Origin of the sequence: Parasphingomonas puruogangriensis, from assembly GCF_036663635.1 — a bacterium.
In the GTDB taxonomy this organism is placed as follows: domain Bacteria; phylum Pseudomonadota; class Alphaproteobacteria; order Sphingomonadales; family Sphingomonadaceae; genus Sphingomonas.
In genome coordinates this window covers 574,625-592,924 of the sequence record NZ_JAXOJI010000002.1, presented here as the reverse complement: position 1 = coordinate 592,924, position 18,300 = coordinate 574,625, and the positions used below count along the sequence as shown (strand labels likewise).

Here is an 18,300-nt window from a genome sequence, read left to right as displayed (position 1 = left end):
GCGGCGCTCTTGGCAGTGGGGGCCGCGCAGGCGCAGGATGCGCCAATGCCCAAACAGCCCATCGTCAAGCAACAGAGCCTGTCGCCCGTCATCGTCATCGCGCATCGCGGCGCCAGTGGCCTGCGCCCCGAGCATACCATTGCCGGCTATACGCTGGCGATCGAGCAGGGCGCGGATTTCATCGAGCCCGATCTGGTGCTGACCAAGGACGATGTGTTCGTCGCGCGGCACGAGAATGACATTACCGACACGACCGACGTGGCCAAGCATGCCGAGTTCGCCGATCGCAAGACAACGAAGGTGATCGATGGCGAGAAGCATGTCGGCTGGTTCACCGAGGATTTTACGCTGGCCGAGCTGAAGACGCTCCGCGCCAAGGAGCGGCTGCCGCTGCTGCGCCCCGATAACGTGCAATATGACGGCCAGTTCGAGGTGCCGACGTTGGCTGAGGTGATTGCGCTGGCCAAGAAGCACAAGGTGGGGATTTATCCCGAGACCAAGCATCCGAGCTATTTTGCCGGGATCGGGCATCCGATGGAGGCGCATCTCGTCGCCGAGCTCAAGAAAGCGGACTGGGACAGCGCCGAGGCGCCGGTATTCATCCAGTCGTTCGAGGTCGACAATCTCAAGCGGCTGAAGACCATGACCAAGGTCAAGTTGATCCAGCTGATGGACGCGAGCGGCGGGCCGGCCGACAAGGCGACGCCCAGTTATGCGTCGATGATCACGCCCGAGGGGCTGAAAGCGGTCGCCGCTTATGCCTATGGCATCGGGCCGGGCAAGGCGATGGTGGCGGATGGTACGCTGATCGCCGCGGCGCACGCCGCCGGATTGCGCGTGCATCCCTGGACGTTTCGGGCGGAGAATTACTTCCTCCCGGCGCGATTGTGGTCGGGCGTCAATCCGCGCGCGCATGGCCGGGTCGAAGAGGAGATCAGACAGGCCATCGATTACGGCGTGGATGGCTATTTCACCGACTTTCCGGCACTAGGAGTGGCCGCGCGCGCCGCGGCGGCCGAGGACAAATGATCATGCGTAAAATCCTGCTCATCGCGGTGCTGCCGCTGCTCGCCAGCGGGTGCGTCCGCACCGTCGCCAGCGTGGTCACCGCGCCGGTCAAGATCGTCAGCAAGGGTGTCGACTGGACCACCACCAGCCAGTCCGAGGCGGATCGCAATTACGGCAAGAAGATGCGCAAGGCCGAGGAACGCGAAGGCAAGGAACGCAAGGCGGCGGAGAAAGCGTGCCGCAAGAATCCGGATGATTGCCGGCCGTATGACGGGTATCGCGCGGGGCAATCGGGCGACGATTGAGCTTTGACTGGTCGGCTTCGATCAGGTGGTGTTCTCCTGCGAACGCAGGAGCCCAGGGTTACAAGAGACGCCGCCTGTGGCCCTGGGCTCCTGCGTTCGCAGGAGAACGGATCGGATGACGGTCAAGCCGTCGCCAGCACTCCCGCGATCGCGCGCAGCGCCAGCGGGTTGAGCTGCACCCCGAGATGGCCCGAGTTGATCTCGATATCGCGCGCCTTGGGATCGCCGCTGCCGCGGCAGATACGGCCATTGACCAGCCCGTCGCTCTTGCTCCAGATCGCGGTCGAGCGGACCGGGAGCGGCGCGGCCGCTTCGGCGCTACGCGCGCGCACCACATCGCTGTCGACGCGCTCGCCGGTGAGCAATTCGAACGCCCGCCACACATTGGTCGCGCGCGGGCTTCCGGCGAACGGCGAACTGACCGTGATCACTTCGCGCACCAGCCCGGGCAGGCGCTGCGCCGCGAGCCGCGCCATGATCCCCCCGAGGCTGACGCCGATCAGGGTGACCGGCTGGCCGGTTTCGGCATGGAGCGCACGGATCCGGGCGAACAGCTTTTCGGCGTCGGGGCCGATCGCGCGGACGCCGGTATTGCGGCCGAGACCCCAGCCTTCGGCGCGGTAACCCAGCCGCGTCAGATAGCGGCGCAGCACGACATTCGAGCGATCCGAATTGAACAGGCCGGGCAGCAGCAGGATCGGCCGACCGTCGCCGCGCGGCACGGCGCCAAGCAGCGCGCGCGAGCGCAGCAGCGCCAGCACGGTCAGCGCGGCGCGCGGGAGTTCGGCGGCCCACAGCATTTTGGAGGGCGGACGCATTTCGCTGATGGTTTCCTGCGGCATCTTTGCTGTGATATGACGATTGCATGGCGAACGATACGCATCTTCTCGACGTTTCCCCCTCGGCCGACTGGACCGTCCCGCAGGATTGGTCGCATTATACGGCGGAGGAACATGCCACCTGGGACACGTTGTTCGCGCGGCAATCCACATTGCTGCCGGGGCGGGCGTCGAACGCCTATCTGCGCGGGCTCGACGTGCTCAAATTGTCCAAGCCCGGGATCCCGGATTTCGAGGAACTGAGCGAGCGGCTGATGAAGCTCACCGGCTGGCAGGTGGTAGCGGTGCCGGGGCTGGTGCCGGACGATGTGTTCTTCGATCACATGGCCAATCGCCGCTTCGTCGCGGGCAATTTCATCCGCCGGCCCGATCAGCTCGATTATCTGCAGGAGCCGGACGTGTTCCACGACGTGTTCGGCCATGTCCCGATGCTCGCCGATCCGGTGTTCGCCGATTATCTCGAGGCGTACGGGCGGGGCGGGCAGCGCGCGCTGGGGTTGGAGGCGCTGAAATATCTCGGGCGGCTCTATTGGTATACGGTGGAGTTCGGGCTGATCGCGGAGCCTGAGGGCTTGCGCATCTATGGCTCGGGGATCGTCTCGAGCTTCGCCGAATCGCGTTTTGCGCTGGATGATGCCAGCCCCAACCGGATCGCGTTCGACCTCGCCCGGGTGATGCGCACGGAGTATCGTATCGACGATTTCCAACAGAATTACTTCGTCATTCCGAGCTTCGACGAATTGCTGCGACTGACGGTCGAGACGGATTTCGCGCCGCTCTACGCGGAATTGAAGACGCTGCCGGATATCGCCGTGGCGGCGGTGCTGCCGGAGGATAAACTCGTCACGCGGGGCACGCAGGAATACGCTAGGGCCAAGATCTAAACGATCGTCATCCCGGGCTTGATCCGGGATCCCGCTGCCTTGCCCCGCAGTCGAAAGAACCCGCTGGGCCCCGGCTCAAGGCCGGGGTGACGGGTGCGGGCCGTCACGTCTCGCCTCACAGATCCAGCGCCCAGCCGTCGCGGCCCTTGGGGTCGATCGGGGCGGTGGGCACGTAGCGGGTGGCGCCGGCGGTGAGGTGGAGGATGGTCCAGTCGCCGCGGCGGTCCAGCGTGTCGAGCGTGCAGCCGCAAGCCTCGAACGCCGCGACCACCGCCGCGCGCTGCGTGTCGAGCAGGCCGGCGAGGATGATCGTCGCGTGCGGGGCGGCAATGGCGGCGAGCTCGGGGGCCATCGAGACGAGCGGACCGGCGAGGATGTTGGCGATGACGAGGTCGTACGGCGCGCGCGCGGTGATGGCGTCGTCGAGCGTGCCGTCGGCGACGATCAGGTCGATGCCGGCAATGGCGTTGAGCTCGGCATTTTGCTGCGTGACATGGACCGCGGCGGGATCGATGTCGGTGGCCATCACGCGCGCGTCCGGCCACAGATAAGCGGCGGCGAAGGCGAGCAGCCCGGTGCCGGTGCCGATATCGATGATATCAGTGAAGCTGCGGTCGGCCAGTCCGTCGAGCATATGGAGGCAGCCGCTGGTGGTGGCGTGATGCCCGGTGCCGAAGGCGTTGCCGGCATCGATCAGGAAGGCGCGGCCGCCGGCGGGGGGCGCGACCGGATGCGCGCTGGTGTGGACGACGAAACGGCCTTCGGCGATCGGCTCGAGCCCGGCCTGGCTGAGCGTGACCCAATCCTCCGCCATCAGTGGCTCGATTTGCGGCGCGATGCTGGCTGCGCTGGGCGCCAGCGCCTGCAGCGCGGCGATCATCTGGGCGGTTGGTTCATGTTCGCTATAGGCGTCGAGCCGCCAGGTCTCGACATCGTCCTCGACCGTCTCGGTGGTCATGATCACCGCGTCGATCGCCAGATCGTCGGCCGCGTCGATCGCTTCGGCTTCGGCGCGGGTGCAAGGGAGGGTGAGCTTCCACGATTCGATCGGGGGATTAGCGGACATAGCTGGCCCCGTTCACGTCGATCACACCGCCGGTCATCGAGGGCGGCGCCTCCAGCGCAAGAAATTTAACTGCGCTGGCGACTTCCTCCGGTTGGGCGACGCGGCCGAGCGGGATGTCGGCGAGCAAGGCGTCGCCGCCGCGGCTGGCGAGATAGTCCTCGGCCATGCCGCTCATGGTGAAGCCGGGGCAGATCGCAAAGGCCAAAATGCCCTCGGCGGCGTAACCGCGCGCGATACTCTTGGTCATCGCCACCATGCCGGCCTTCGAGGCGGCATAATGCCAGTGCGCGGGGGAATCGCCACGATAAGCGGCGCGGCTGGCGACGTTGACGATGCGGCCGGCTGCGCCGCGCTCCTGCCAATGCGCCACGGCAAGGCGGCAGAGTTCGGCGGCGGCGGTCAGGTTGATGCGCATGGTGCGCTCCCACGCGGCGACCCAATCGTCGTGCGGGCGGTCTACGGGATTGGCGTCGAACACGCCGGCATTGTTGATCAGCACATCGATGCGGCCGTCGAACTGGTTGAGCGCGCTGTGCCACAGGGACTGCGGCGCGGCGGGATCGCTGAAATCGGCCGGAATGCCGCTGCGGGTGCCGTGGCCGATGACGTGCACGTCGGGCAGATCGAGCGTGGCGGCGATCGCGGCGCCGATACCGCGGCTGCTGCCGGTGAGGAGGATATTGGTCATCGGGCGGGGCATATCGCCTCCCCCATCGTCATGCCAGCGCAGGCTGGCATCTTTATGGGCGGGCGCGAGCCTGCCTCATTGAGACCCCAGCTTGCGCTGGGGTGACGGTCTGAGATCAAGCCGCCGCGTTTTTGGAGAAGCGATCTGCTGCTGTCTTGAGCGTGTCGAGGCGGTCGTTCACTTGCGCGAAATCGCGTTCCAGCGTGTCGATTTCGCTCGCCACATTCTCGGTATCCTCGCGGATGATGGCGATCGTGCTCGACATCGAATCTGCCGCGAGCGCGGTCTCGTCCACCGCGGCGGTGATTGCGGTGACGGTCTGGGCCTGCATCTCCATCGCTTCGCGGATGCGATCGGCGCTGTGGCGGACTTCGGCGACGGTCGCCTTGATGCCGGCATTGGTCGCGACGGTGGAGCGCGTGGCAGACTGGATCGCGGCGATCTTGGCGGCAATATCGTCGGTCGCCCGCGCCGTCTGGCTGGCGAGACTCTTCACTTCCTGCGCCACGACGGCGAAACCGCGCCCGGCATCGCCGGCGCGCGCTGCCTCGATCGTCGCGTTGAGCGCGAGCAGGTTGGTCTGTCCGGCGATATCGCGGATCAGCCCGAGAATCGATTCGATCGACTTGGCGTGATCGCTGAGCGTCTCCGACATGCCCACCGCTTCGCCGGCCTGAACCGAGGCGCGGGCGGCGATGTCGGTAGCGGCATCGACCTCGATACGGGCATCCTCAATCGCGCGAATCAGCCCGGCGGCGGTGTGGGCCGCCTCGCGCATCGCCACCGCCGACTGTTCGGCGGCAGAGGCGACGTCGGACGTCTTGCCCAGCATGCCACGCGCCGAGCGCGAAGCGCCACGCGCCGATTCGCGGATACTGACGCCGAGGCTGAAGGTGCCGTCGATCGATTGCGCGATATTCTCGCTGAAGGCAGCGGAGCGCATCTGGCGTTCGTCGCGCATATGCTTGGCGTCGCATTGCCCGAGATGCGTGGCCATGACGTCGGCCTCGACCAAGGCCAGGCGTTGCACGATATCGGCGAGATGGTGCAGCCGCGCGGCATCGGTGCCGAGCTTTTCGGCGACGATCTGCAACGTCTGGCTATGGGCGGCGCTGAGCGACGTGAGCAACGCTGGCAGCGGCACGCCGGCCTCATAGGCTTCGCTGGCATGGCCGAACGCCATCATCATCCAGCCATCGCCGAACGGATCGGCATATTTGGCGTAGGAATAGCGCGCGCTCTTGGCGATGCGCTTAGCCAGCAACTCGTCGTCGAACAGGTGGCGGATATGCTGCGTTGCGGGCAGGGCGATATAATAGCGCCAAAACGCCCCGGAGATGGTTTTTTCCGAACCGGCGATCAGCGCGGAAATTTCCGCGGCGCCAGCGCGGATGCACTGGTCCCAATCGTAATCGGTAACGCGCGCGGCAGCGGAGCGGGCCTTGCCGCTCCACCCGCCGAACACATCGCTGGCCTCTCCGCCCAGGATCTTGTCGTCCCGTTGCGTCATCGTCTTCCCCCAATCCCTAGCTCACGCCGCAACCTTCGCGACGAATTCCCCGGCGCTGCTCTTGAGCATGCCGAGCCGCCCTTCGAGCGTATCGAACCCTCTGCCGACCAGATCGATTTCCGAAGCGACATTCTCGGTATCCTCGCGGATCGCGGCAATCGTGTTGGACATCGAATCGGCGGCGAGCGCGGTTTCGTCGACCGCGGCAGTGATCGCGGTGACGGTCTGCGCCTGCGCCTCCATCGCGAACCGGATGCGATTGGCGCTTTCCTGTACTTCGGCGACGGTGGCCTTGATGTCGGCATTGGTATCGACCGTCGAGCGCGTGGCGGATTGAATCGCGGCGATCTTGGCGGCGATATCGTCGGTCGCGCGGGCGGTCTGGTTGGCCAGGCTCTTCACTTCCTGCGCGACCACGGCGAAGCCGCGGCCGGCATCGCCGGCGCGGGCCGCCTCGATCGTGGCGTTGAGCGCGAGCAGATTGGTCTGGCCGGCAATATCACGAATCAGGCCAAGGATCGATTCGATCGATTTGGCATGATCGCTGAGCGTTTCCGACATGCCGACGGCGATGCCGGCCTGGCCCGAAGCGCGGGTGGCGATCTCGCGCGCGGCTTCCACTTCAGTGCGGGCATCCTCGATCGCGCGGATCAGGCCGGCGGCGGTATGCGCCGCCTCGCGCATCGCCACGGCGGATTGTTCGGCAGCGGCGGCGACCTCGCTGGTCTTGCCGAGCATGCCGCGCGCCGAACTGGAAGTGCGCGACGATTGGCCGCGCAGCACGGCGCTTTCCTGAGTCGCATCCTCGACCAAGGTGGCGATGCCATCGCGGAAATCATTGGCCAGCTGGTCGCGCTCGCGCCGCGCGGCGTGCTGGCGGAAGGCGCTGTAGATTTCCATGGTGATATCGCTTTCGAGCCCGCTGAGCCGCAGCACCGTATCGATGAAGCTGGGCAGGCGCGGATCGGTGGCGGGCACGTCGCGTAACAGGATGGCCATTGCGGCGCGGTCACTGGCGCAGGTCATCGAGAGCAAGGCCATGGTCGAGACGCCGGCGGCATAGCCCGAGGCAACCGAGCGCTCCATCGATTCGACCCAGGCCCGCCCGCTGACGTCGCAGAAACGATTGCGCAGATAGGCGACGCCCAGTTCGAGCATCTTGGCTTCGTGATGCGGTTGCCAATCGGGCTCGCCGGGATTGGACAGCCGCCACTGATCCCAGAAAGCGCGCGCCAGCCCCGCGGCGTGCGGTTCCAGGATGATCCATACGGCGCGGCCGCGCGCCTCCAGCGTCCTGTCGCCATCGAAGGCGCGCAGCCGGGCCTGCATGTCGATTGTTGCAGCGATCGTTCCGGGCGCGGGCAGAGAGGAATTGGGCAAGGATAGACTCCGAGGATGCGATCGACCGGCTTCTGGCCTGTTCGGCGCCCTGCATAGCGCCCATAAGGTTAAGGGCTGGTTAGACACGAAGCGCGCGCAGCGCTTGCATACCCGCGCATGCCGACTAATACGGCGGCAACGCCCGCATCCGGGCCCGCGTAAGGACCTGCCCCTTTGGCCAGCAAAGCTTCTAACCGCCCGCTCAGCCCGCATTTGATGCACGTGCGCTGGCCGATCAACATGATGGTCTCGATCATCCACCGCGCCACCGGCAGCGGCATGGCGACCGTGGGTACCGCATTGCTGGTGTGGTGGCTGGCCGCCCTGGCCGCGGGCAAGGAGAGCTACGGCTATTTCATGTCGTGGTTCACCGGGGACTGGGCGCCGCTCGGTTATGTCGTCGCGGTCGGCCTGACGCTGTCGCTGTTCCAGCACATGGCCTCGGGCGTGCGCCATTTCGTGATGGATGTCGGCGCGAATTACGAACTGAAGGGCAATCGGACCACGGCCTGGCTGACCCTGTTCTTCTCGGTCACCGCAACCGTCCTGTACTGGGCCTATGTGACGATGGCGAAGTAAGATGGGGGAAAGTAAAATGCGCCATGGCACCCCTCTCGGCCGCGTGCGCGGCCTCGGCAGCGCCAAAGAAGGTACGCATCATTGGTGGCACCAGCGGCTGACCGCCGGCGCCAACCTGTTCCTGACCTTGTGGTTCCTGCTCGCGATCGCGCAGGCGCCGGGTTATGACTATGACAGCATCCGGCTGTGGATGTCGTCGTCCTGGGTGGCGATCCCGCTGGTGTTGCTGATCGTCTCGGTTTTCTATCACTTCCGCATCGGGCTGCAGGTGGTGATCGAGGATTACCAGCAGGATGAGAATCGCGTCGTGCTGATGATCCTGCTCAACTTCTTCACCATCGCGACCGCCGCGGTCGCCATCGTATCGATCCTCAAGATCGCGTTCACCGGGGTCCCCAAGTAATGGCCGAAGCGTATAAGATTATCGATCACGTGTATGACGCCGTCGTCGTCGGCGCGGGTGGCTCGGGCCTCCGCGCGGTGATGGAATGCGCGCAGAACGGGCTCAAGACGGCGTGCATCACCAAGGTGTTCCCGACACGCAGCCACACGGTTGCAGCGCAGGGCGGGATTGCCGCCAGCCTGGGCAACAATTCGCCCGACCACTGGACCTGGCACATGTACGACACCGTTAAGGGGTCGGACTGGTTGGGCGACCAGGACGCGATCGAATATATGGTGCGGGAAGCGCCGGCGGCGGTCTACGAGCTGGAACATGCCGGCGTGCCGTTCAGCCGCAACCAGGACGGCACGATCTACCAGCGTCCGTTCGGCGGGCATATGCAGAATATGGGCGAAGGCCCACCGGTGCAGCGCACTGCGGCGGCCGCGGATCGCACCGGCCATGCCATGCTGCACGCATTGTACCAGCAGAGCCTGAAGTATGACGCCGATTTCTACGTCGAATATTTCGCGCTCGACCTGATCATGGAAAATGGCGTGTGCAAGGGCGTGATCGCTCTGTGCATGGACGACGGTTCGATCCACCGCTTCCGCTCGCATCAGGTGGTGCTGGCGACCGGCGGTTATGGTCGTTGCTATTTCTCGGCCACCTCGGCGCATACCTGCACCGGCGACGGCAATGCCATGGTGCTGCGCGCCGGGCTGCAGCTGCAGGACATGGAGTTCGTCCAGTTCCACCCGACCGGTATCTACGGTGCCGGCGTGCTGATCACCGAGGGCGCACGCGGCGAGGGTGGTTACCTGACCAACTCCGAGGGCGAGCGCTTCATGGAGCGCTATGCGCCCTCCGCGAAGGATCTCGCCAGCCGCGACGTGGTGTCGCGGTCGATGGCGATGGAAATGCGCGAAGGCCGCGGCGTGGGCAAGAATGGCGACCATATCTGGCTGCATCTCGACCATATCGATCCCAAGGTGCTGCACGAGCGGCTGCCGGGCATTACCGAGACCGGCAAGATCTTCGCCGGCGTCGATCTGACCCGCCAGCCGCTGCCGGTGACCCCGACGGTGCATTATAATATGGGCGGCATCCCGACCAATTATCACGGCGAAGTCGTGCAGATGAAGGATGGCGATCCGGATGCGGTGGTGCCGGGCCTGTTCGCCGTGGGCGAGGCGGCGTGCGTCTCCGTGCACGGCGCCAATCGCCTCGGCTCCAACTCGCTGATCGATCTCGTGGTGTTTGGCCGCGCGACCGGCAAGCGTATCGCCGACATCATGAAGCCCGGCACGGCGCATGACCCGATCGTCAAGGCCGCGGACGAGTTTGCGCTCGGCCGGCTCGATCACTTCCGCAACGCCAAGGGCGGCTCGCCGACGGCTGAGATCCGGCTGGAAATGCAGCGCACGATGCAGAAGCATTGCGCGGTGTTCCGCGACAATGCGCTGCTTAGCGAAGGGCAGGCGAAGATCGCCGCGACCTATGCCAAGCTCGGCGATGTCGGGATCGTCGATCGCTCGCTGATCTGGAACACCGATCTGGTCGAGACGCTGGAGCTCGACAATCTCGTCGCGCAGGCCGTGGTGACGATGGAATCGGCTGCCAACCGCCAGGAATCACGCGGCGCGCACGTCAATGAAGACTTCCCCGATCGCGACGACGCGAACTGGATGAAGCATTCGACGGCGACGTTCGCCGGCTGGGGCGGGCAGGGCGGCGCGACGATGCTGGGCCTGCGCCCGGTGCATGATTATACGCTCACCGACGACGTGGACTATATCAAGCCGAAGAAGCGGGTGTATTGAGGAATGATCGCCGCCTGGTCAAAAGCTCAGGCGGCGAACATTTCGGCCAAGACGCGAAGTACTTCAGTGAGCGTGGGACTGCCCACTTTGCCCAACCGCTTGACGAGACGCGCGCGATCGATCGTGCGCATCTGATCAGTAAGGATCAGGCCCTCCTTTCCTTTGAACGTGACCGCAATACGGAACGGTGCGGGATGACTGCCCGTCGTAAGGGGCGCGACGATCGCGGTGCGGAGATACCCATTGAGTTCGTCGGGCGAGACGATCAGGCAGGGACGGGTCTTTTGGATTTCGCTACCAACCGTCGGATCGAGCGCCGCGAGCCAAATCTCGCCGCGCTTCACCATGCTAGGTTTTGGTCGTCCTTGTTCGCAAAGCCCTGCCAGTCCGCTTCTTCCGGGCTGTCAGAGGTGGCGATCGTCGCCGCACTGGCGGCCCATCCGGCACGTGTTGCGGTTATCACTGGCGTGGCGATCAGGCGGCCGTTCTCGACGCGCAGATCCATTGCTGCACCGGTGGTGACGCCGATCTGGCCCAAGATCGCACGCGGCAGGATCATGCCGGTCGAATTACCCATTTTGCGCAATGCCGTCTGCATGATTCGTCAATATCACTGAATAGCCGTTACCACAATGTGGTAACGGCTCATTGCCCGCCGCGCACCTTGCTCAGCGTGGTGCCGGCGGTGATCGCTTCGACGTCGGTCTTGAGGTGCAGCAGCCGGACGCCGGTCTCGGCCATCGCGCGGTCGAGCGCCGGGGCGAAGGCGGCGGTGGTGTCGACCGTGTCGGCCCAGCAGCCATAGGCGCGGGCAAGCGCGGCGAAATCGGGGTTGTGCAGCCTGGTGCCCGTCACGCGACCGGGGAATTCGCGTTCCTGGTGCATGCGGATCGTGCCGTACCAGCCATTGTCGATGACCAGGACGAGCATGTCGGCGCCGTGCGCGACGGCGGTGGCGAGTTCCTGGCCGTTCATGAGGAAACAGCCGTCGCCGGCGAGCGCGACGACGGTGCTGTCGGGATGGCGCAGCGCCGCGGCGGTGGCGGCGGGGACACCGTAGCCCATCGCGCCGGCGGTGGGCGCGAGTTGCGTGCCGGGGCCGGCATAGCGCCAATAACGGTGCCACCAGCCGCTGTAATTGCCCGCACCATTGCAGACGATAGAGTCGGCGGGGAGCTTCTCGCGCATCGTCGCCACGCAGGGACCGAGATCGAGCGTCAAGTCGCGCGGGGCCGGGGTCGACCAAGCGAGATAGTCGGCATGTGCCTCCTCGCCGCCGGCGATCGGCGGCTGCTCGGCGCCGAGCATTTCCATCAGATTGGTGAAGCGCTCGATATCCGCGCAGATCGACAGATCGGCGCGGAACGTGCTGTTGAGTTCGGTCGGGTCGGGATGGACGTGGATCAGTGACTGGCCGGGGTGATCGGGCGTGACCAACGTATAGCCATCGGTGGTCGCTTCCCCCAGCCGTGCGCCGAGCACGATGAGGAGATCCGCGTCGCGAACCCGCGCTGCGAGCTTGGGATTGGGGCCGTAGCCGAGGTTGCCGGCATAGACCGGACAGTCGTTGGCAACCGCATCCTGGCGGCGGAAGGCGGCGACCAGCGGCACGCCCGAGCCGGTGCCGAACGCCTCGACCGCGGCGGCGGTGTGGCCGTTCCAGCCGGCGCCACCGATGATCGCGACCGGGCGCTTGGCGGCCTTGAGCATGTCATTGGCGGTGCTGGCGGCCTCGATCAGGGCATCCTGCTCGACGCGATTGACCAGGGGGCGGTCGATCGCGTCGACCACATCAAGCAACATATCCTCGGGCAGCGCGAGTACGACCGGACCGGGGCGCCCGTTCATCGCCGTGGCATAGGCGCGTGCGACATATTCGGGGATGCGGGCGGCGTCGTCGATCTTGGCCGCCCATTTGCACAGCGGCGCGAACATCGCGGGGAAATCGATTTCCTGAAAGGCTTCGCGATCCTTGGTGCCGCGGTCGACGTCGCCGATGAACAGGATCATCGGTTGGCTATCCTGCATCGCGACGTGCACGCCGATCGATGCATTGGTCGCGCCGGGCCCGCGGGTGACGAAGGCGATGCCCGGGCGGCCGGTCAACGCGCCATCGGCACAGGCCATGAAGCCGACGCCGCCTTCCTGGCGGCACACGACAAGGTCGATCTCGGGCGTGTCGTGCAGCGCGTCGAGCACGGCGAGAAAGCTCTCGCCCGGCACGGTGAAGATGCGATCGCAGCCTTGCGCGACGAGTTGGTCGACCAGGATGCGGCCGCCGGTGCGGGGGGTGTTCATAATAGTGACTTTAGCTGCGGGCTCGACGCTTGGGTAGGGGACGCGGAGTGTCGGGATGGCTTACACATCGTGGGCGGGCACGCGGCCGTTAACCACCGCCTGCGGCACAGATGCAGGGTTGTCTGTTTTTGGCACGCCACCTGCAAAGTATCAGGCAGCCGAGCGTCCCAGACGCTTCAGTAGGGCGGGCCCGCTTCACCTCGTGTGGAGCGGCCCGCCCGCACCCGGCCTTTCTCACATCCCGTCACCCCGGATTTCCTTCAGTATGTGTTGCGCGGCTTAGGGCGACGTTGCGGGATGAGGGCAGGCCTTGCCGCCCGATGGATCCTGAATCGTGTTCCGGATGACGGCCATGCAAGGCTGGCGCACCAGCGAACCGATTGACCCGAGCCCCGACCGCCGCTTATTCGCGTGGCACCACCGCCGGAGGACGCCTCATGAAAAAGATCTTTGCCGATGCCGCCACGGCGCTCGACGGGCTGTTGTTCGATGGCATGACGATCTGCGCCGGCGGCTTCGGCCTGAGCGGCATTCCCGAGCGGTTGATCGACGCGCTCCAGGCCGCCGGCACGAAGGACCTGACGATCGCCAGCAACAATGCGGGGATCGACGGCGAGGGCCTCGGCAAATTGCTGCGCGCGCGCCAGGTGAAGAAGATGATCTCCTCCTATGTCGGCGAGAATAAGGAGTTCGAGCGGCAATATCTGAGCGGCGAGCTGGACGTCGAATTCTGCCCGCAAGGCACGCTGGCCGAGCGCTGCCGCGCCGGCGGCGCGGGCATTCCCGGCTTCTACACCAAGACCGGCGTCGGCACGTTGGTCGCCGAGGGCAAGGAGGTGAAGCAGTTCGATGGCGAAGACTATATCCTCGAACGCGGCATCCGCGCAGATCTGGCGATCATCAAAGGCTGGAAGGCGGACGAAAGCGGCAACCTGGTCTTCCGCAAGACCGCGCGCAATTTCAACGCGCCGATGGCCACCGCGGGCAAGGTCTGCGTCGCCGAGGTCGAGGAGATCGTGCCGGTCGGGTCGCTGGATCCGGACTGCATCCATCTGCCCGGCGTCTACGTGCAGCGGCTGATCCTCGGCAGCCCGTACGACAAGAAGATCGAATTCCGCACCGTGCGGCCGCGCGTCGCGGCGTGAGCCCGCTCGCGCATCTTCTCCCCTCCCGCTCGCGGGAGGGGCTGGGGGAGGGCCTGTCGGAAGGTACGCGCCTGCGGACATGCCCTCCCCTAACCCCTCCCGCAAGCGGGAGGGGGATTGCGGCAGCGCTCTTGCTCGCCCTTGGCGCCTGCGCCACCGTACAGCCCTCCGCCCCAGCGCCCACCATCCCCCCCGGCATGCAGTATCTGTACGGCTCCGGCGAAGCCGCCGCCTTGTCGGTTCAGGCCTGGCAGGCGCTGACGCGCTACGTCCGCGATCAAAAGAATCTCGTCTTCCGCGCGGCCGGTACGCGGGTCAGCGTCATCCTGTCCCCGACCGCAACGCTCGCTGCGCCCGAGTTCGAGCGCTGCGGCATGAAGCCGCTCGCCGCCGTGTTCGACGTCGACGAAACCGTGCTGCTCAATCTCGGCTTCGAAGCCAATGACGCCGCCCACCCCGCCCCCTATGACGAAGCGCGCTGGCAATCCTGGGAACGCACCGGCGCGACGCAGGTCAGCGCCGTGCCCGGTGCCGCTCGAGCGCTGACCGAACTGCGCGCGATGGGCGTGACGGTCATCTTCAACAGCAACCGCGCCGCCGCCAATGCCGACGCCACCGCCGCGGCGATCACCGGCGCCGGGCTCGGCTCTGCCATCCACGGTGAAACCCTGTTCCTGTCCGGCGACGACGCAATGGGCAGCAAGAAGGATGGCCGCCGCGCGATGATCGCGGCGCGCTATTGCGTGATCGCCATGGGCGGCGACCAGCTCGGCGATTTCAGCGACCTGTTCAACGCCGGCCTCACGCCGCCGGCCCGCCGCGCCGCGACGCTCGCGCCCGCGATCGCCGCCAAATGGGGCAATGGCTGGTTCGTCCTGCCCAACCCGGTCTATGGCAGCGGCCTCAAGGGCGGCCTGGACGACGTCTTCCCCCTCGACAAACGCTGGGCCCCGCCCGCGATCAAGGAAGGGGCGGAATGACCGATCTGGCGCGCAATCCCTGGCTGCTGGCGGGTGGGCTGCTGAGCCTCGTCGCGGCGCTCGCGCATCTCGCCTGCATCCTTGGCGGGCCCGAATGGTATCGCGCGATGGGCGCGGGCGAGCGGATGGCGCGCCTGGTCGCCGCGGGGCGGATCGGGCCGGTGGTCATCACCTTGGCGATTGCCATGATCCTGGCCGGCTTCAGTGCCTATGCGCTGTCCGGCGCGGGTATGCTCCCGCGCCTGCCGCTGCTGCGCCCCGCGCTGATCGGCGTCACCGCCGTCTATCTCGCTCGCGGCCTCATCCTATTCTGGCCGGCGGCGCTGAAGCGGCCGGATCTGTCGCCAAGCTTCATCTTCTGGTCGTCGGTGATCGTGCTCACCTTCGGCCTCATCCATCTGGTCGGGCTGTGGCGCGGCTGGGCCGACCTTCGAGGAGTATAAGATGCCCTGGACCCGTGACGAAATGGCCGCGCGCGCCGCGCAGGAATTGCAGGACGGCTTCTACGTCAATCTCGGGATCGGCATCCCCACGCTCGTCGCCAACCATATTCCGGCTGGTGTGGAAGTGACGCTGCAATCGGAAAACGGCATGCTCGGCATCGGCCCGTTCCCGTACGAGGGCGAGGAAGACCCGGACCTGATCAACGCCGGCAAGCAGACGATCAGCGAACTCCCTCAATCGTCCTATTTCAGCTCGTCGGACAGTTTCGCGATGATCCGCGGCGGGCATATCGACCTGACCGTGCTTGGTGCGATGGAAGTCAGCGAAAAAGGCGATATCGCCAATTGGATGATCCCGGGCAAGATGATCAAGGGCATGGGCGGGGCGATGGATCTGGTCGCCGGGGTCAAGAAGATCATCGTCGTGATGGAGCATAATTCCAAGGCCGGCGACCCCAAGTTCATTCCCGAATGTACGCTGCCGCTGACCGGCAAGAACGTCGTCGACTTGGTGATCACCGAATTGTGCGTGCTGGCGCGACCCGATCATGACAGCCCGTTCAAGCTGGTCGAATGCGCGCCGGGCGTGACTTCCGAAGACGTCGCGGCCAAGACGACGGGACATTATGTGAGCTGACGATACCCCAAGAAAAGCGCTTCCCCGGCGCAGGCCGGGGCCCAGGAGTAGCGCAGAACGAAACGGGCGTTTCGTCCGATCATATCGACCTCTGCGACTGGGCCCCGGCCTGCGCCGGGGAAGCGCCAAGCTTTGACGGATAGAAAATGACCCTCACCCTGATCACCGCCAACCGCAACTATAGCAGCTGGTCGTTGCGCCCCTGGGTGCTGATGAAGGCACTCGACATCCCGTTCGACGAACGCGTCGAGCCTTTCACCGCGCCCGACAATTACGACGCCTTTCGCGCCTTCTCCCCTACCGGCCAGGTCCCCGTCCTGGTCGACGGGGAGCGCACGATCTGGGACTCGCTCGGCATCGTCCTGTATCTCGCCGAACGGTTCGACGGCGTCTGGCCGCAGGACGAGGCCGCCCGCGCCTGGGCGATGAGCGCCGCATGCGAAATGCACGGCGGGTTCGCCGCTTTGCGTAACGATTGCACGATGAACGTCGGCGTGCGCGTTCAGCCGCGCCCCGCCTCGCCCGCGCTCGAGCGCAACGTCGCCCGGCTGGCGGAATTGTGGGCCGAGGGGCTCGAGCGCTTCGGCGGCCCATGGCTCGCGGGCCCGGATTTCACTGCGGTCGATGCCTTCTACGCGCCGGTCGCGTTCCGCGTCCGCACCTATGGCCTCGATGTCGGCAGCGCCGGCCAAGCCTGGGTCGCGCGCATGCTCGACCATCCGGCGATGCGCGACTGGCAGGCTACCGCGCTGACCGAAGCCTGGCGTGAAGAAAGCCATGAGGCTGAGCTCGCCGCCGCCGGCACGATCACCGCGGATTACCGCGCCGGCTGAGCCGCCGCACCCTTGCGATGCCCCGCAATAAGCGTAAAGCGCGCAACTATCATGGCCAGTAAACCCCTTACCCTGTACGAAAAGATCTGGGCGAACCACGTCGTCGAGCGGCGCGACGATGGCACCTGCCTGATCTATATCGATCGCCACCTGGTTCACGAAGTGACCAGCCCGCAAGCGTTCGAGGGCCTGCGCGTCGCCGGTCGCAAGGTGCGCCGTCCCGATCTCACGCTCGCCGTGCCCGATCACAACCTCCCGACCAGCCCACGCGTCGATGCCGCCGGCCGCGAATTGCCGATCCTCGACCGCGAAAGCGCCGCGCAGCTCGACGCGCTGCGCCGCAATACCAGCGAATTCGGCATCGATTATATCGACGCCACCGCCGCGGCACAGGGCATCGTCCATGTCGTCGGCCCGGAACAGGGCTTCACCTTGCCTGGCACCACGCTCGTCTGCGGCGACAGCCACACCTCGGCGCATGGTGCATTGGGCGCATTGGCGTTCGGCATCGGCACGTCGGAGGTCGAGCATGTTCTCGCCACGCAAACCCTGCTGCTCACTCCCGCCAAGACGATGGAAATCCGCGTCGAGGGCGAACTCGGCTTCGGCGTGTCGGCCAAGGACGTGATCCTGAGCGTGATCGGCAAGATCGGCGCGGCCGGCGGCACCGGCCATGTCATCGAATTCACCGGCTCGGTGATCCGCGGTCTTTCGGTCGAGGGCCGCCTGACCATCGCCAACATGTCGATCGAGGGCGGCGCGCGCGCCGGCCTGATCGCCCCGGACGAGAAGACCTTCGCCTATCTCAAGGATCGTCCCATGGCGCCCAAGGGTGCGGACTGGGATGCGGCGGTCGCATACTGGAAGACGCTGCCAAGCGATCCGGGCGCGGTCTATGACAAGGTCGTCACGCTCGACGCCAGCGACATCGCCCCCGCGCTGACCTGGGGCACCAGCCCCGAGGACGTGGTGTCGATCACGGGGCAAGTGCCCGATCCGCAGAGCTTCGCCGACCCGGCCAAGCGCATCGCCGCGCAGAAATCGCTTGAGTATATGGGCCTCACGCCGGGCACCGCCATGCAGGATATCGGCGTCGATTACGTGTTCATCGGCAGCTGCACCAACAGCCGGATCGAGGATATGCGCGCCGCCGCGGCGGTCGCCGATGGCCGTTCGGTCGCCGATGGCGTCCGCGCCTTGGTCGTGCCCGGCTCGGGCCTGGTCAAGCGCCAGGCCGAGGCCGAGGGGCTCGATCGTATCTTTATCGAGGCCGGATTCGAATGGCGCGAGCCCGGTTGCTCGATGTGCCTGGCGATGAACCCCGATAAAGTACCGCCCGGTCTCCGTTGCGCTTCCACCTCGAACCGCAATTTCGTAGGCCGGCAGGGGCCAGGCGCGCGCACGCACCTGGTCTCGCCCGCCATGGCCGCTGCCGCGGCGGTCACCGGGCGATTGAGCGATGTCCGCGATCTGATGGGAAATACGATATGAAGCGCGTTC

Annotated in this window: 20 protein-coding genes; 12 read left to right on the top strand and 8 right to left on the bottom strand. The window is 66.0% G+C overall.

Going from position 1 to position 18,300, the window contains the following annotated elements; genetic code table 11:
* Positions 1 to 45 precede the first annotated feature (45 nt).
* Positions 46 to 1,029: a glycerophosphodiester phosphodiesterase gene (locus U1739_RS08415; protein WP_332706425.1), complete on the top strand. Its 984-nt coding sequence runs from the start codon at positions 46 to 48 to the stop codon at positions 1,027 to 1,029.
* A gap of 2 nt (positions 1,030 to 1,031) precedes the next feature.
* Entirely contained in the window at positions 1,032 to 1,313 is a 282-nt protein-coding gene (locus tag U1739_RS08410; protein WP_332706422.1) for a hypothetical protein, read from the top strand.
* A gap of 122 nt (positions 1,314 to 1,435) precedes the next feature.
* On the opposite strand, the gene U1739_RS08405 is transcribed toward U1739_RS08410, so the two are convergent.
* Complete coding sequence (locus tag U1739_RS08405; protein ID WP_332706419.1) at positions 1,436 to 2,131, bottom strand: esterase/lipase family protein; 696 nt, start codon at positions 2,129 to 2,131, stop codon at positions 1,436 to 1,438.
* Positions 2,132 to 2,178: 47 nt separating this feature from the next.
* Here U1739_RS08405 and phhA point away from each other — a divergent pair, with 47 nt between their 5' ends.
* Positions 2,179 to 3,036 (top strand): phenylalanine 4-monooxygenase, encoded by an 858-nt coding sequence (gene phhA, locus U1739_RS08400; RefSeq protein WP_332706417.1) that lies wholly within the window; start codon positions 2,179 to 2,181, stop codon positions 3,034 to 3,036.
* A gap of 115 nt (positions 3,037 to 3,151) precedes the next feature.
* Here phhA and U1739_RS08395 read toward each other — a convergent pair whose 3' ends face one another.
* The 4 genes from U1739_RS08395 to U1739_RS08380 all read right to left on the bottom strand — a co-directional run bounded on the left by U1739_RS08395 (position 3,152) and on the right by U1739_RS08380 (position 7,665).
* Positions 3,152 to 4,102 carry a 50S ribosomal protein L11 methyltransferase gene (locus U1739_RS08395; protein WP_332706415.1) on the bottom strand — a complete coding sequence of 317 codons (951 nt, stop codon included), beginning with the start codon at positions 4,100 to 4,102 and terminating at the stop codon, positions 3,152 to 3,154.
* Positions 4,092 to 4,790: an SDR family NAD(P)-dependent oxidoreductase gene (locus U1739_RS08390; RefSeq protein WP_332706410.1), complete on the bottom strand. Its 699-nt coding sequence runs from the start codon at positions 4,788 to 4,790 to the stop codon at positions 4,092 to 4,094. Before U1739_RS08390 ends, U1739_RS08395 begins: the two co-directional genes overlap by 11 nt.
* A 115-nt stretch (positions 4,791 to 4,905) precedes the next feature.
* Entirely contained in the window at positions 4,906 to 6,300 is a 1,395-nt protein-coding gene (locus U1739_RS08385) for a methyl-accepting chemotaxis protein (RefSeq protein WP_332706407.1), read from the bottom strand.
* 21 nt (positions 6,301 to 6,321) lie between these two features.
* Entirely contained in the window at positions 6,322 to 7,665 is a 1,344-nt protein-coding gene (locus U1739_RS08380; protein WP_332706607.1) for a methyl-accepting chemotaxis protein, read from the bottom strand.
* Positions 7,666 to 7,854: 189 nt separating this feature from the next.
* Between U1739_RS08380 and sdhC the strand changes: the two genes are divergently transcribed.
* The 3 genes from sdhC to sdhA are packed head-to-tail and all read left to right on the top strand — an operon-like array spanning position 7,855 to position 10,464.
* Positions 7,855 to 8,259 carry a succinate dehydrogenase, cytochrome b556 subunit gene (sdhC, locus tag U1739_RS08375; protein WP_332706404.1) on the top strand — a complete coding sequence of 135 codons (405 nt, stop codon included), beginning with the start codon at positions 7,855 to 7,857 and terminating at the stop codon, positions 8,257 to 8,259.
* Positions 8,260 to 8,275: 16 nt separating this feature from the next.
* Positions 8,276 to 8,662, top strand: a complete 387-nt coding sequence (sdhD, locus tag U1739_RS08370) for a succinate dehydrogenase, hydrophobic membrane anchor protein (RefSeq protein ID WP_332706401.1) — start codon at positions 8,276 to 8,278, stop codon at positions 8,660 to 8,662.
* Entirely contained in the window at positions 8,662 to 10,464 is a 1,803-nt protein-coding gene (sdhA, locus tag U1739_RS08365) for a succinate dehydrogenase flavoprotein subunit (RefSeq protein WP_332706398.1), read from the top strand. The genes sdhD and sdhA overlap by 1 nt, the downstream gene beginning before the upstream one ends.
* Positions 10,465 to 10,490: 26 nt before the next feature.
* Here the strand turns inward: sdhA and U1739_RS08360 are convergent, their stop codons facing one another.
* From U1739_RS08360 to U1739_RS08350, 3 genes are read right to left on the bottom strand one after another with little or no spacing between them, the layout of a single operon-like run.
* Complete coding sequence (locus tag U1739_RS08360; protein WP_332706395.1) at positions 10,491 to 10,811, bottom strand: type II toxin-antitoxin system PemK/MazF family toxin; 321 nt, start codon at positions 10,809 to 10,811, stop codon at positions 10,491 to 10,493.
* Positions 10,805 to 11,062, bottom strand: coding sequence for an AbrB/MazE/SpoVT family DNA-binding domain-containing protein (locus U1739_RS08355; RefSeq protein WP_332706393.1), 258 nt, complete (start codon positions 11,060 to 11,062; stop codon positions 10,805 to 10,807). Before U1739_RS08355 ends, U1739_RS08360 begins: the two co-directional genes overlap by 7 nt.
* 47 nt (positions 11,063 to 11,109) lie before the next feature.
* Positions 11,110 to 12,762 (bottom strand): thiamine pyrophosphate-binding protein, encoded by a 1,653-nt coding sequence (locus U1739_RS08350; RefSeq protein WP_332706390.1) that lies wholly within the window; start codon positions 12,760 to 12,762, stop codon positions 11,110 to 11,112.
* Positions 12,763 to 13,199: 437 nt separating this feature from the next.
* Between U1739_RS08350 and U1739_RS08345 the strand changes: the two genes are divergently transcribed.
* The 6 genes from U1739_RS08345 to leuC all read left to right on the top strand — a co-directional run bounded on the left by U1739_RS08345 (position 13,200) and on the right by leuC (position 18,291).
* Positions 13,200 to 13,907, top strand: coding sequence for a CoA transferase subunit A (locus tag U1739_RS08345; protein WP_332706387.1), 708 nt, complete (start codon positions 13,200 to 13,202; stop codon positions 13,905 to 13,907).
* A gap of 131 nt (positions 13,908 to 14,038) precedes the next feature.
* On the top strand, positions 14,039 to 14,887 hold the full coding sequence (locus tag U1739_RS08340) for an HAD family acid phosphatase (RefSeq protein ID WP_332706384.1): 849 nt from the start codon (positions 14,039 to 14,041) through the stop codon (positions 14,885 to 14,887).
* The gene (locus U1739_RS08335; protein ID WP_332706381.1) at positions 14,884 to 15,330 is read left to right on the top strand and encodes a hypothetical protein; all 447 of its coding nucleotides are present in this window, start codon (positions 14,884 to 14,886) and stop codon (positions 15,328 to 15,330) included. The genes U1739_RS08340 and U1739_RS08335 overlap by 4 nt, the downstream gene beginning before the upstream one ends.
* A 1-nt stretch (position 15,331) precedes the next feature.
* Positions 15,332 to 15,967: a 3-oxoacid CoA-transferase subunit B gene (locus U1739_RS08330; protein ID WP_332706378.1), complete on the top strand. Its 636-nt coding sequence runs from the start codon at positions 15,332 to 15,334 to the stop codon at positions 15,965 to 15,967.
* Positions 15,968 to 16,113: 146 nt separating this feature from the next.
* On the top strand, positions 16,114 to 16,800 hold the full coding sequence (locus tag U1739_RS08325) for a glutathione S-transferase family protein (RefSeq protein WP_332706374.1): 687 nt from the start codon (positions 16,114 to 16,116) through the stop codon (positions 16,798 to 16,800).
* A 51-nt stretch (positions 16,801 to 16,851) separates the two neighbouring features.
* Entirely contained in the window at positions 16,852 to 18,291 is a 1,440-nt protein-coding gene (gene leuC, locus U1739_RS08320) for a 3-isopropylmalate dehydratase large subunit (protein WP_332706371.1), read from the top strand.
* The last annotated feature ends 9 nt before the right edge of the window (positions 18,292 to 18,300 follow it).